Origin of the sequence: Trinickia sp. (assembly GCF_051954495.1) — a bacterium.
Taxonomy (GTDB): Bacteria; Pseudomonadota; Gammaproteobacteria; order Burkholderiales; family Burkholderiaceae; genus Trinickia.
Window position 1 is genome coordinate 20821 of sequence record NZ_JBQCHR010000182.1, and the last position, 13232, is coordinate 34052.

Consider the following 13232-nt stretch of genomic DNA (forward strand, 5'->3'; position numbering starts at 1 on the left):
ATAAAGTCATGTTTTAGGACATTCCATTTTTCGACGAGGAGCGGACATGCATCGCATTGGCTATCTGCTGAGCGACGGTTTCCAAGTGATGGCGATCGCGAGTCAGACCGTGTTCGAGTATGGCAACTTGGTGGCCGGCGAGCCGTTCTATCGGATCGAAAACTTCTCGATCGACGGCGGGGAAGTGCGTTCCTCGCTCGGTATGGCGGTCGGCACGCGCGCGGTCGATCACCGCACTGCAATCGACACGTGGATCGTCGCGGGCGTGACCGACCCGCTCGGGCAGCCCCCTTCGGAGGGCGTGCTTTCGTTTCTCCGTAAGGCGAGCAATCGGGCTCGACGCATCGGTGCGATCTGCACGGGCGGATTCGTCGTGGCGGAAGCCGGATTGCTCGGCGGGCGTCGCGCGACGACGCATTGGGCCTTTGCGCGCGAACTGCAGAAGCGGTTTCCCGAGATACGCGTGGAAGAGGACCGGATCTATATCGTCGACGGCCCCGTTTGGACGTCGGCCGGCATGACGGCGGGACTCGACCTGGCGCTGGCGATGGTCGAAAAGGATCTAGGCTCGGACATCGCCCGTTCCGTCGCGCACAAACTCGTGATGCACCAGCGCCGCTCGGGCGGGCAGTCGCAGCACTCGGAAATGCTCGACCTGGCTCCTAAGTCCGATCGGATCCAAAACGCGTTGAATTACGCGCGGAAGAATCTCAGCCGGCCCCTGACCGTCGAGGAACTCGCGGAAAAGGTCAATCTCAGCCCACGGCAGTTCAGCCGCGTGTTCACGCTGGAGACAGGGCAGTCGCCCGCGCGAGCGATCGAAAGCCTACGTCTCGAAGCCGCGCGGCTCATGATCGAGCAAAGCCGTCATCCGCTCGAGGTCATCGCGAAAGAAACAGGATTTCGCGACCGCCGTCACATGAGAGAGGTGTTCATTCGCGGCTTCGGCATGCCGCCGCAGGCGGTCAGGCGCGAAGCGCGATAGCGAAGCGCATCGTCGATGTGAGCGGAATCGGAACGGCTGCCCGCGGGGCCGATGTCAGCCGGTCTTGAGCCGCCCGGCCCGACCTTTCGGCCCCTTCCTCGTCTTCGCATCGGCGAGGATTTCGTCGTGCAGGTCGCGCAGCACGCCCACGAACGCCGCCGCTAGCCGCTCGCGCGGGCGGTTCGGAGGGAACAGCAGATAGGTCGGGAACATCACGGCCGGCGAAAACGGCCGGATCGCGATACCCGGCCCCTCGAAATCGGCGGCGACGATTGGATGCGACAGCGTCACGCCCATGCCGCATCGCACCATCTCGCACGAAATGGCCGTGTACTGCGCTTCGATGGCCAGCACGCGCTCCACCCCGGCGCGGACGAACACTTCATCCATCTGCGAGCGGGTACCGTCTCCATGGCACAGCGAAATGAACGATTCGCCGTTCAGGTCCGCGGGCGTAATCGTGGCCTTCTTCGCTAGCCTGTGCTTGGCCGGCAGCACGCATACGGCGGCCACCTCCGAGAGCAGCTCGATTTCGCAGCTCGACGATTCGCCGACATAGACGGCCACTCCCAGATCGCAAAACTGCGACGCCGTCCAATGATTGACGGTAGCCGAGGTGTTCACGTGCAGCGAGACGGTCACGCCCGGATGTTCGCGCTGAAACCGGCTGATGGCTCTCGGCACGAGCGTGAGGCCGGCCGACGGAACCGCTGCGATCCGCAGCCTGCCGCTGCCTAAATTTCGGATCTGCGCGGCTGCTGTCGCGAGCCCTTGCAAGCCCACGTAGGCGCGCTCCACTTCTCGGAAGAACGCGGTGCCCTCGGTCGTGGGCACGAGGCGTGCGCCCGTGCGTTGGAACAGCCTGAGGCCCGTGTCGCCCTCCAACTGCGAGATCAACCGGCTCACATTCGGTTGCGACGTGAACAGCGCCTTGGCCGCCGCAGTCATCGATCCGCTCACCATCACAGCCCGAAACGCTTCGATCTGCTTCAGATTCATCGTTCCTCCACGATTCGGCGCGCCCGGGACGCGCTGGCGACCACGCCGCTAGGGTATATCACCCATGTATGGATCAGTATTTTATTCGTATTGGACGATATGGGCTGCCGCGCGTGAAACTTCATCGCATCGGCTCACTCGGATCGCGCCGATGCGCTTATAACCACACTGGAGATCGTCCGTCATGAAGACTGCGTTGCGTCGCCGTTCCCTCTCCGTGCCGCGTGCTTTACCGGCGGCGTTCGCGCTGTCGGCCGCGCTCGCGGTCATCGCCCCCGCCCATGCCGAAACGACGCTTTACGTGGCCAATGTCGGCGGCTCCAATGAACAGCTGTATCGGCAAAAGATCGATCCGCCCTTCGAGAAGGCGCACAACGTTCGTATCGTCTATGTCGCCGGCAACTCGACCGATACGCTCGCGAAACTCCAGGCGCAAAAAGGCCACGAGCAGATCAACGTGGCCGTGATGGACGACGGCCCCACTTACCAAGCCATGGCGCTAGGGCTTTGCGCCAAGGTGGACGACGCGCCGGTCATGAAGGATCTGTACCCGCTCGCGCATCTGGGCCCGACGGCCGTCGGGGTCGGCATGGTCGCGACAGGCATCGGCTATAACGAGAAAGCGTTCAAGAAGCTGGGCTTGCCGGCGCCCGATTCGTGGAGCGTGCTGACCGATGCACGCTTGAAAGGAAAAATCGGCGTGCCGCCGATCACGAATACTTACGGTCTGCATACGCTCGTCATGCTCGCCCGCATGGGCGGCGGCGGCGAGAAAGACATCGACCCGGGGTTCAATGCCATGACCAAGAAGGTCGCGCCGAACGTGTTGTCGTGGGCGCCGACGCCGGGCGAGATGGACGGTCTCATGCAGTCGGGCGACGTGATCCTCGCCCCCTACGGAAGCGGGCGTGCCGTCGCGCTGCAAAACACGGGCTTTCCGCTGAAGTTCATCTATCCGAAGGAAGGCGGTGTGGCGCTGCAGGTCGCGGCATGCGTCGTCGCTCAAAACGCGCAGCCACAGCTTTCGCAGCAATTCGTGCAGTACCTGCTGAGCCCTGAAGTGCAAGCGATGCAGGCCGAGGCGATCGGGCTCGGGCCCGTCAACAAGACGGTGAAACTCGCACCCGAAGTCGCCGCGCGTGTGCCGTACGGGCCGGATCAGATCGCGAAGCTGACGGCCGTGGACTGGGCGACCATCAACGAGCATCGTACCCAATGGACCGAGCGGTGGAATCGTTCGGTCGAGCATTGATCGCTGAATTCGCGAGCGGCGCGCAATGCGGGCGCCGCCCATCTCACACGAAGGACGGACGCAGATGAGCTTTCTCTCCCTGCACGGCATCTCGAAGCGGTATGGCGATTTCACAGCGATCGAGCAGCTGGATTTGTCGGTCGAACGCGGCGAGTTCTTGTCGCTGCTCGGCCCATCGGGGTGCGGCAAGACGACGACGCTGCAAATGGTGGCCGGCTTCGTCACACCCACGACCGGACGGATTGTGCTCGACGGCCGCGACATCACGAACGAGCGCCCTGAAAAGCGCGGCATCGGCGTGGTGTTTCAAAGCTATGCGCTGTTTCCGCACATGACCGTGGCCGGCAACGTCGGCTTCGGGCTGGAGATGCGCAAGATGAAGCGCGATCAACGGGCCGCGCGTATTGCCGAAGCGCTCGAGCTCGTGCATTTGACGGGGCTCGATACGCGCTATCCGAAGGAGCTCTCGGGCGGGCAGCGGCAGCGCGTGGCGATTGCCAGGGCCATTGCAATGCAGCCTGAACTCCTGCTGCTCGACGAACCGATGTCGAACCTCGACGCAAAGCTGCGCGAGGAAATGCACATCGAGCTGCGCGCGATTCAAAAGCGGCTCGGCATCACGACGATTCTCGTCACGCACGATCAGGTCGAGGCCATGACGATGAGCGATCGCATCGCGGTCATGCACGGCGGCAAGATCGCGCAGCTGAGCACGCCGTTCGAGGCGTACGAGCGCCCCACCACGCCGTTCGCCTCGACGTTCCTTGGGCGCACCAATACGCTCGCCGGGCAGGTCTTGCGCAACAACCCGCGATGCGCGGAAGTAGCGGTGGCCGACACGCTGCTTCATGTTCCGCGCGAGGGGCGCGACGTGGCCGGCGCGGTCAACGTGTATATCCGCCCCGAGAAGGTGCGAATCGCGAACGGCGATGCGCGCGTGCAAGGACGCGTCGCGACGCGCGTGTTCGTCGGCAATCAGTGGCTGCTCGTCGTCGACACGTCGCTCGGCAAACTTCACGTCGCACAGCCGAATTACGGTGCGCCGCCGCCCGACGAGGGCCAAGAGGTTGGGCTCGCCTGGACCGACGACGATTTGCGCGTGCTGAGCCCGGAGGACCGCCATGGCCACGCTTGACGATGCGCGCGGCGGCGCCGCGCCCTGGCTCCTGTCCGCGCCCGCTTTGCTGCTTTTTGTTGCGCTGCTGCTCGTTCCGCTGGTTCTGACGTTCGCGCTGTCGTTCCATGTCTTCCAAGATATGGCGGGCGTGCAGCCCGGCTATACGCTGCGCAACTATCTGCAGGTGCTGGCCGATCCGTATTACCACACGATTTTTCTGCGCACGGGCGTGCTCGCGTTCGCCGTTACGTTGCTCTCGATCGTGCTCGGCGTGCCCGAGACGATCGTGCTGGCGCGGATGCGCCGGCCGTGGCAATCCATTTGCCTGCTGATCGTCCTCGGGCCGCTGTTGATTTCCGTCGTCGTGCGCACGCTCGGATGGCAGATCCTGCTCGGCAACAACGGCGTCATCAACAGCGTTCTGCAGGCCCTAGGCGTGACGGACGAACCGATTCGCTTCGTGTTCACGATGACGGGCGTGGTCGTGGCGCTGACGCACGTGCTCGTCCCGTTCATGGTGATGTCGGTGTGGGCCACGCTGCAAAAGCTCGATCCGCAAGTGGAGTGGGCCGGGCGCTCGCTCGGGGCCTCGCCGCTGCGCGTGTTCCGCCGTGTCGTACTGCCGCAGATTCTGCCCGGCGTGCTGTCCGGTTCGATCATCGTCTTCGCGCTGTCGGCCTCCGCATTCGCCACCCCGGCCCTGATCGGCGGGCGGCGTCTGAAGGTGGTCGCCACCGCCGCCTACGACGAGTTTCTCGGCACGCTCAATTGGCCGCTCGGCGCCAGCATCGCGGTGCTGCTGCTGATCGCGAACGTCGCGATCGTCATGGGCTGCAGCCGGCTTGCCGAACGTCGCTTCAAGCACGTCTTCGAGTGAGGGGGCCATGAAACGAAACGGATTCTTTTCGCTCGCCTACAACGCGCTCTTCTTGACGTTCATCCTTGCGCCGCTCGTCGTCGTGATGCTCGTCGCGTTCACCGATAAGGGCTATATCTCCATGCCGTTTCACGGGGCATCGCTACGCTGGTTTCGCGCGATCCTCGAAGACGACGACATCGTTTCGTCGTTCTGGCTGTCGGTGCGAATCGCGGTGGCGGCGGCGACGATCGGCGTGGCGTTGGCGGTGCCCGCGGCGCTCGCGATCGCGCGTTACCGCTTCCGAGGGCGCGGCGCCGTGATGGCGTTTTTCCTTTCACCGATGATGATTCCGGCAGTCGTGCTCGGCATCGCGTTTCTGCGCTTTCTGTCGCTGCTCGGCATTGGCGGCTCGTTTTGGGCGCTGGTGGGCACGCACGTCGTGATCGTGCTGCCGTATGCGTTGCGTCTCACGCTGTCGTCGGTCGTGGGCCTCGATCGGGACGCCGAGCGCGCCGCGCTTTCATGCGGCGCCAGCCGTTTCACGGCGTTTCGCCGCGTCGTGCTGCCGATGATCATGACCGGCGTGGCCGGCGGCTGGCTGCTCTCGTTCATCCAGAGTTTCGACGAACTGACCATGACGATCTTCGTTGCGACGCCCGGCACGACCACCCTGCCCGTCGCGATGTACAACGCGATCGCGCAGACGATCGATCCGCTCGTCGCCTCGGTGTCGACGGTCCTGATCGTGGGAACCGTGCTGCTGATGATCGTCCTCGACCGGCTGGTCGGTCTCGATCGTATTTTGATTGGGGAAGTTCGATGACATTGAATGCATCCGCCAGCCCCGATGTGCTCGTGCTCGGCGGCGGCCTCGTCGGTTCGGCGCTGGCCTATGGGCTCTCCCGCATTGGCGTGCGCGTGACTGTGCTCGACGAGGGCGACGGCGGCTTGCGCGCATCGCGCGGCAACTTCGGCCTCGTGTGGATTCAAGGCAAGGGGTATGGGCTCACGCCCTATGCGCACTGGTCGCGCGGCTCCGCGTCTCGCTGGCCCGAGCTGGCGGGGCATCTACTCGGCGATACGGGCGTCGACGTTGCGCTGTGCCAGCCTGGCGGTTTTCACTTTTGCTTTTCCGATGACGAACTGGCCGAGCGGAACAAGCGCCTGTCGACGCTGCGGCAGGAGATGGGCGACTACCCGTTCGAGATGCTCGATCGCCAAGCCGTGCTCGATCGCGTGCCCGGCATCGGCCCCGCGGTGATCGGCGCGAGCTACACGCCGATGGACGGCCACGTCAATCCTTTGAGACTGCTGCGGGCGTTGCATGCGGGTATGCACTGGCGGGGCGTCGAACTCGTCTCCGGCGAGCGCGTGACCGGCATCGAGCCGAGTGCTAGCGCCCACGGCGGGTTCGAAGTGGCCACCGATCGCAACCGCTATCGCGCCGCACGGGTCGTGCTCGCGGCCGGTCTCGGGAATCGGGCGCTCGCACCGTTGGTCGGCCTCCATGCGCCGGTCTCGCCTAATCGCGGACAAGTGCTCGTCAGCGAGCGCGTCGCGCCGTTCTTGCACTATCCGACGCTGAACGTGCGCCAAACCGATGAAGGCACCGTGCAGTTCGGCGACTCGATGGAGGAGGTCGGCTTCAACGACTTCACGAGCACACGCGTGCTCAGCGACATCGCGCGGCGCGGCGTGCGCACGTTCCCGATGCTGCGCGACGTGCGCCTGGTGAGAACCTGGGCCGCGCTGCGCGTCTACAGCCCCGACGGGTTTCCCATCTACGAGCAATCGGCGACTTATCCGGGCGCTTTCGTCGTGACCTGTCACAGCGGCGTCACGCTCGCCGCCGCGCACGCGCTGCGACTCGCGCCGTGGATCGCGGGCGGTGCGATGCCCGAACACCTGCCGGCTTTCTCCGCGCGACGCTTTGAACGCGCCGCCGAACCGATCTCCGCCCACTGAAACCATTATGAACGCCCAATCGACCCATTCGCTGTTCAAACCGCTGACCGACGCCGATGCGCCGGTAGACATCTGGTTCAACGACGAGCCGCTCCAGGTGCCGGGCGAACGCTCGGTCGCCGCTGCCTTGCTCGCGGCGGGCGTGTCCCGTTTTCGGTCGACGCCGGTCTCGGGATCGCCCCGCGCGCCCTATTGCATGATGGGGGCGTGCTTCGAATGTCTCGTGGAGATCGACGGCGTGCCGAGCCGGCAAAGCTGCATGGTGCGCGTGCGTGCGGGCATGCGGATCCGATCGCAGGAAGGGGCGCGCGATCTGCCGCCGATCGAGGCGGGCGTCGATGACACCGTCGCCGTCGCGGAGCATCGTCATGGCCGCTGATGTCGCTCAAGAATGCGTCGACGTGATCGTCGTCGGTGCGGGGCCTGCCGGTATGAACGCCGCGACGCGTGCGGCCGCTGCGGGCTTATCCGTCGTGTTGCTGGACGAACAGGATGCGGTGGGCGGGCAAATCTATCGAGGCATCGGCCGCGCCGATGGGCGACGCAAGGAAATCCTCGGCCCCGATTACGCGGCGGGCTCGCCGATTGCGGAGGCGTTCGCGCGCTCGGGCGCGCGCCACATCGCGAACGCGTCCGTTTGGCAGGTGACGCGCGAGCGCACCGTGCATTATCTGAAGGATGGCAAGGTCGGCAGCTTCGAGGCGAAGCGCGTCATTCTGGCGAGCGGTGCGCTCGAGCGTCCCTTCCCGATTCCGGGCTGGACGCTGCCCGGCGTGTTGACGGCAGGGGCTGCGCAGATTTTGCTCAAGAGCGCCGGCGAGGTGCCCGCGAAGGCGCCTGTGCTCGTGGGGTGCGGTCCGCTCTTGTATTTACTCGGGTGGCAGTACGTGCGCGCGGGGGTGCCGATCCGGGCCCTCGTCGATACCACGCGTCACGAGGACCGCTGGCGCGCGAAGCGTCATTTGCTGTCGGCCTTGCGCGCGTGGCCCTTTCTCGGCAAGGGTCTGCAGTTGATTCGTACGCTGCGCGAAGCCGGCGTGCCAAGGTACGAGGCCGCCGACGATTTGCGCATCGAAGGCAAGCCGGACGGGCAGGGCGTACAGCGCGCGTCGGCGCTGATGTTTTCCACCCCGCAAGGTACGCATCGTATCGAGGCAGACGTCATTTTGCTGCATCAAGGCGTCGTGCCGAACACGCAATTCACGCACGCGTTGCGTGCTGCCCACCGCTGGGACGATGCGCAGTTGTGTTTCACCCCGCAAACCGATGCATGGGGGGAACTCGACGTACCCGGGATCTTCGTCGCGGGAGATGGCGCCGGCATCGGCGGCGCGCAGGCCGCGGCGGAGCAGGGGGCGCTCGCGGCGCTGGCCGTAGCGTCGCAACTGGGCGCGATCGACGCCGCCACGCGCGATCGCGAAGCGGCGCCCTACCGCGCGGCGCTCGCGCGTGCGATGCGCATCCGGCCGTTCCTCGACGCGCTTTACCGGCCGCGCGACGCCAATCGAATTCCGGCCGACGGCACCGTCGTCTGCCGCTGCGAGGAAGTGACGGCGGGCGATCTGCGCGGGTTCGTCGCGCTAGGTTGCGTCGGCCCCAATCAAGCGAAATCGTTCGGCCGTTGCGGCATGGGGCCGTGCCAAGGCCGCATGTGCGGGCTCACGGTAACCGAGGTCATCGCCGATGCGCGCAAGGTGTCGCCGAGCGAAGTCGGTTATTACCGTATCCGCCCGCCGATCAAGCCGCTCACGCTCGGGGAGCTTGCCGGTGAATGAGATCGAGCAGTCGAGCGAGCGCGTGGTGGGCAAAGCCGACATCCTGGTGATCGGCGGCGGCTTGCATGGCGCGAGCAGCGCGTTTCATTCGGCCCGACGCGGCGCGAGCGTGATCGTATTGGAAGCCGACTACGTGGCGCGCCATTCGTCGGGCGTCAACGCCGGCGGCGTGCGTACGCTGGGCCGGCCGCTGCCGGAGATTCCGCTCGCGCTGATGTCGCGCGACATGTGGCACACATTGCCCGAGCTTGTCGGCGACGACGGCGGCTTCGTGCCGTCCGGTCAGTTGAAGATCGCCGAAACGCAGGCGGAGCTGGACGAGTGCCGTGAGCGAGTGGCCTTGCTGCAGGCGAACGGCTTTACCCACGAACAGCTCATCGACCGGGAGACCGTACTCGAATTGGAGCCCGCGCTGTCCAAACATGTCGTGGGCGGCATTTGGGTGGAGCGCGACGGCTATGCATTGCCGTTTCGCACGACGACTGCTTTTCGTCTCGCGGGGCAACGTTGTGGGGTCCGGTTTTACGAAGGCACGGCCGTGTCGCGGATCGAGCAGCGCGGCACGCGTTGGTACGCGAAAACGCCGCGGGGCTGGTTCGCCGCCGAGAAACTGCTCGTGGCTGCCGGTGCGTGGTCGGGTGAATTGGCGCAGCAGGCAGGCGAAGCGGTGCCCGTGCACCCCGAGGGCTTGATGCTGATGGTCACGCACCGGGTGGCCCCCTTCTGCAAGGCCACGCTCGGTGCGACAGGGCGGCCGCTGTCGTTCAAGCAATTCGATAACGGGACCGTCGTGATCGGCGGCAAATTGATTGGTATTGCCGACTTGGCCGGCAGGCATGGCGAAGTCGATTTCATGCGTCTCGTGAAGAGCGCGCAAACCGTCGTGGATCTTTTCCCCCACCTGCGCCATCTCGGCATCAATCGTGCATGGGCGGGAGTCGAAGCGTTCACGGACGATTCGCTGCCCGTCATTTCCGCGAGCCGCACCGCGTCCAATCTCTATTACTCGTTCGGTTACTGCGGCAGCGGCTTTCAGATGGGGCCCGCTTGCGGGCGGCTCGTCGCCGAGATGATGATCGACGGCGCGCCCTCGCTGTCGCTCGATGCGTTCGCGATCGACCGGTCGTTTGCTTGCGTCGACGCGGGTGCGACTTCGACTTCGACTTCGAATGCCGCCGTCCACCACTAGCACTAGCACTAGCAGCTATCGCAGTTTGCTTTCGTCTTTTCTCCCCACTTCCTAAACAAGGAGTCCAATCGATGTCCGATATCGTCCGCCTTCACACCAATCAACGCATGAGCCGCGTCGTCAAAGCGGCGGGGCTCGTTTTCATCGGCGGGCAAACAGCCGGCGACCCGGTCGCCGATGTGAAAATGCAGACCGCGCAAGTGCTGGAAAAGATCGACGGGTTTTTGCGGGACGCCGGCATCGACAAGACGCGCCTCGTATCGGCCCAGGTTTGGCTCGCGAACATCGAGCGCGATTTCGCGGGGATGAACGAAGTGTGGGACGCGTGGGTTCCGCAAGGCTGCGCGCCGACACGGGCGACCGTCGAGGCGAAGCTCGCGGCTGCGCAGTTGTTGGTTGAAATTGCCGTCGTAGCGCTCGCCTAACGGAAAGCGTCGACGGCCTCGACGGTGGAGCGCGTTGTTGATGAAAAACGATCAGCGCATTTCGATCAAACTCGGATCGATATAGGCATCGACGTTCTGCGCTTGCTTATACACCGCGTTGCGCACGTTGAACGCATCGGCATTGTGCGTGGATCCATAGATCGAATCGAGGCCCTCGCCTTTCTTGAACGCTTGCTTTTCCGCTGCCGCGTCGAGCAAATGCGTGCCCTTGAGCAAAGGCAAGTACTGCTGCGGCGAAAGGCCGACGCGCGCCGACATGATCTTCACCGCATCGGCCTGCGTCTTGGGATCGTTGATATAGGCCACGCAGCGGTACCAGACCTTGACCACCTTCGCCCAGTCCGCCTTGCGCGTGGCGAGGCTCGTCGGCGAAACGGTGATGGCGTCGTAGATCAAACCCGGCGCGTCGGCCGAGGTGAAGATCGCACGCGCACCGGGCGAACGTTTCAATGCTTCGCCGGCATTGGGCTGCCAGGCAGCGATGGCCGCGATGTCGTTCGACGATCCCAGCACCTGCGGCAACTCGTTGGTCTTCGCGTTGACGAGCGTGATATCGGTGTCTTTCATCCCGTGCTTTTGCAGCGCGGTTTCAAGCAGCAGGTGGTCGACCAGGCCCATTTCGACGCCCACCTTCTTGCCTTTCAATCCTTCGACCGTCCGCAGCGGCGGCTTGGCGATGATCATGTCGTTGCCGGCCGAATAGTCCGTCAACAGGATCATGACGTTCTTGGCGCCCGAAGCGCCGGTGACGAGTGCGTCGCCGTTCGTCGCCGTCACGGCGTCGAGCTTGCCGGCTGAGAAAGCGTCGAGCGAGGCCGAGTAATCGAACCATTCGAAATCGACGTCGACGCCGGCTTCTTTAAACCAGCCTTTATCGATCGCCACTTGGAACGCGACCCAGCCTGGCCAATCGCTGTAGCCGATTTTCAGCGGCGGGGCGGCGTGCGCGGCCGGCGCGGCGGTAAAGGCGAGCGCGAGTGCCGCGGCGCCAAGCGGGCGGCGCAACGAAGCGGGGGACAACAGGCGATTGAGCAGGGACGCGATACGGGTCATCGTATTCTCCAGGAGACCGGGTGATGCGCTTGTCGAGCGAACCGCGCCCATGGCGCGATCCAATGGCATGACCGGCTTCCTTCGCGTACGCACGACGAACGCCGGTCAAGGAGAGGCACGATGGCCGTCGCCATCGCCGATCTCCCGGGCTTTTGTCCCGCCGTGTAGCGCCCGCGGCACGTCTTTCGACCTTGCCGGCAGGCGCCGGGCTGCTCTCGGACCAGACGTTCTCGCGAACCGGAACCCTAGCACCCCTAAAGATGCGAGTCGCCGCACCTCTCGGCGCCCAGCCGAGCGAGAAGCATGCCAACGCGTGTCGCGCCGGGCTGTCATGCGCGCATCGCATCGCGTCGAGTCAAGTGCGAGCCGTTTGTCTTCTCGGTTCGACCACGCCGCGATCTTCCGGCGATGACGCGGCTGCTTAACGGATCGCATCGCCCCGCGGTGGTGCGCTCGGCGTTGCCATGGTGCGTCGCGCGCCCGAGTCTTGGGCGCTGCATCGCGCGTCGAATGCGCGTCTGCCGCATTGTCCGTTGCCGGACGCGGCTGTCAGCGCTGAGCGATTTCATTGGCATGGTCCTCGCTTTATGAATCCCCGAGAGGTGCGAAGCAATTTGCATCATCTTCAGGATCGCTAGGGTTCCGGTCGCGTGGCGCAAGCGTCGCGCGACGGCTGGTCCGAGAGCAATCCGGTCTGGCCGTCCATCCTCTTCGAGGAAACGGCGAGGCTCCACGGAGGGATAAAAGCCCGGGAGGTCGCGATGTCGTTCGGTCGCCCTCTCATGCCTTTTATCCATCGATCCGAGGAGCCTTCATGTCGCCCAGCACTCAAGCAGAACCCAACCCCGCGCTAGATCCGCTTCCACCGCCCGTATGGGAAGCCGTCATTCCCGCCGGCACGCACTGGTCGGGCATCTTGCGGCGCGGACTGGCGCTTCGCATCGTCGATATCGAAGGCGGCGCGAATCTGTCCGCCGTTTTTCATCGGCAAGAAGATCCGCTCGAGCGCTACAACATGGCCGATACGCTCAAGGCGCAGCACACGGCGCATCTGACCCGCGGACACGTGCTTTATACGGACATGGGCCGCGTCATCGCATCGATCACGGGCGATACCCTCGGGTGGCACGATGCGCTCGGTGGCGTGGGCGATTCGCGACTGTTCGAACGCAAGTACGGCGCCTCCTCCTATCAAGCCGACCGCAACGAGATGATCCGCAACGGACGCGACAGCCTCGTGCTCGAACTCGCGAAGTACGGGCTGTCCGCGCGCGACCTTTCGGCGAACGTCAACTTCTTCAGCAAGGTCGCGCCCGATGAGCAAGGCGCGCTCGACTTCGTCACGGGACACTCGCGGCCCGGCAGCGCATTCGATCTGCGCTTCGAGATGAACACGCTGGCGGCGTTCTCGACCGCGCCGCACCCGCTCGACCCCAACCCGGCATATGCCCCGAGAAGCGTCAAGCTGATCGCCTATCGCGCTTATCCCGCCGATGCGGCGGCGCCCGATGACGATCGTTGCCGCCGCGCCTGCCCGGAGAACGTCCGCGGTTTCATCAATACCGATCGCCTGTTTGCATAAGGAGCACGCC

General features: G+C 64.8%; 13 protein-coding genes and 2 riboswitches. Of the genes, 11 read left to right on the forward strand and 2 right to left on the reverse strand.

The features are described from left to right. Positions 1 to 46 precede the first annotated feature (46 nt). A complete protein-coding gene (locus tag ACTHNR_RS25445; RefSeq protein WP_440551386.1) occupies positions 47 to 985 on the forward strand; it encodes a GlxA family transcriptional regulator in 939 nt (312 codons plus the stop codon). A gap of 54 nt (positions 986 to 1039) precedes the next feature. Here ACTHNR_RS25445 and ACTHNR_RS25450 read toward each other — a convergent pair whose 3' ends face one another. After that, positions 1040 to 1984 carry a LysR substrate-binding domain-containing protein gene (locus ACTHNR_RS25450; RefSeq protein ID WP_440551388.1) on the reverse strand — a complete coding sequence of 315 codons (945 nt, stop codon included), beginning with the start codon at positions 1982 to 1984 and terminating at the stop codon, positions 1040 to 1042. A 184-nt stretch (positions 1985 to 2168) separates the two neighbouring features. Here ACTHNR_RS25450 and ACTHNR_RS25455 point away from each other — a divergent pair, with 184 nt between their 5' ends. From ACTHNR_RS25455 to ACTHNR_RS25495, 9 genes are all read left to right on the forward strand, one after another. Next, complete coding sequence (locus ACTHNR_RS25455; RefSeq protein WP_440551389.1) at positions 2169 to 3236, forward strand: ABC transporter substrate-binding protein; 1068 nt, start codon at positions 2169 to 2171, stop codon at positions 3234 to 3236. Between the two features lie 64 nt (positions 3237 to 3300). Further along, the gene (locus ACTHNR_RS25460; RefSeq protein WP_440551391.1) at positions 3301 to 4371 is read left to right on the forward strand and encodes an ABC transporter ATP-binding protein; all 1071 of its coding nucleotides are present in this window, start codon (positions 3301 to 3303) and stop codon (positions 4369 to 4371) included. Continuing rightward, positions 4358 to 5230, forward strand: a complete 873-nt coding sequence (locus ACTHNR_RS25465) for an ABC transporter permease (protein ID WP_440551393.1) — start codon at positions 4358 to 4360, stop codon at positions 5228 to 5230. Before ACTHNR_RS25460 ends, ACTHNR_RS25465 begins: the two co-directional genes overlap by 14 nt. A gap of 7 nt (positions 5231 to 5237) precedes the next feature. Beyond that, positions 5238 to 6035 carry an ABC transporter permease gene (locus ACTHNR_RS25470; protein ID WP_440551395.1) on the forward strand — a complete coding sequence of 266 codons (798 nt, stop codon included), beginning with the start codon at positions 5238 to 5240 and terminating at the stop codon, positions 6033 to 6035. Next, entirely contained in the window at positions 6032 to 7177 is a 1146-nt protein-coding gene (locus ACTHNR_RS25475; protein WP_440551397.1) for an NAD(P)/FAD-dependent oxidoreductase, read from the forward strand. The genes ACTHNR_RS25470 and ACTHNR_RS25475 overlap by 4 nt, the downstream gene beginning before the upstream one ends. 7 nt (positions 7178 to 7184) lie before the next feature. Then, positions 7185 to 7556 carry a (2Fe-2S)-binding protein gene (locus tag ACTHNR_RS25480; RefSeq protein WP_440551398.1) on the forward strand — a complete coding sequence of 124 codons (372 nt, stop codon included), beginning with the start codon at positions 7185 to 7187 and terminating at the stop codon, positions 7554 to 7556. Beyond that, on the forward strand, positions 7546 to 8952 hold the full coding sequence (locus ACTHNR_RS25485; protein WP_440551400.1) for an FAD-dependent oxidoreductase: 1407 nt from the start codon (positions 7546 to 7548) through the stop codon (positions 8950 to 8952). Before ACTHNR_RS25480 ends, ACTHNR_RS25485 begins: the two co-directional genes overlap by 11 nt. Continuing rightward, positions 8945 to 10141, forward strand: a complete 1197-nt coding sequence (locus ACTHNR_RS25490; RefSeq protein ID WP_440551402.1) for an NAD(P)/FAD-dependent oxidoreductase — start codon at positions 8945 to 8947, stop codon at positions 10139 to 10141. The genes ACTHNR_RS25485 and ACTHNR_RS25490 overlap by 8 nt, the downstream gene beginning before the upstream one ends. Positions 10142 to 10212: 71 nt before the next feature. Beyond that, the gene (locus tag ACTHNR_RS25495; RefSeq protein ID WP_440551405.1) at positions 10213 to 10566 is read left to right on the forward strand and encodes a RidA family protein; all 354 of its coding nucleotides are present in this window, start codon (positions 10213 to 10215) and stop codon (positions 10564 to 10566) included. 51 nt (positions 10567 to 10617) lie between these two features. Here the strand turns inward: ACTHNR_RS25495 and ACTHNR_RS25500 are convergent, their stop codons facing one another. After that, positions 10618 to 11640, reverse strand: coding sequence for an ABC transporter substrate-binding protein (locus tag ACTHNR_RS25500; RefSeq protein WP_440551407.1), 1023 nt, complete (start codon positions 11638 to 11640; stop codon positions 10618 to 10620). Positions 11641 to 11779: 139 nt separating this feature from the next. Further along, positions 11780 to 11900: riboswitch (guanidine-I (ykkC/yxkD leader) on the reverse strand. Between the two features lie 363 nt (positions 11901 to 12263). Beyond that, positions 12264 to 12397: riboswitch (guanidine-I (ykkC/yxkD leader) on the forward strand. Positions 12398 to 12454: 57 nt separating this feature from the next. Here ACTHNR_RS25500 and ACTHNR_RS25505 point away from each other — a divergent pair. Further along, positions 12455 to 13222: an urea amidolyase associated protein UAAP1 gene (locus tag ACTHNR_RS25505; RefSeq protein ID WP_440551409.1), complete on the forward strand. Its 768-nt coding sequence runs from the start codon at positions 12455 to 12457 to the stop codon at positions 13220 to 13222. The last annotated feature ends 10 nt before the right edge of the window (positions 13223 to 13232 follow it).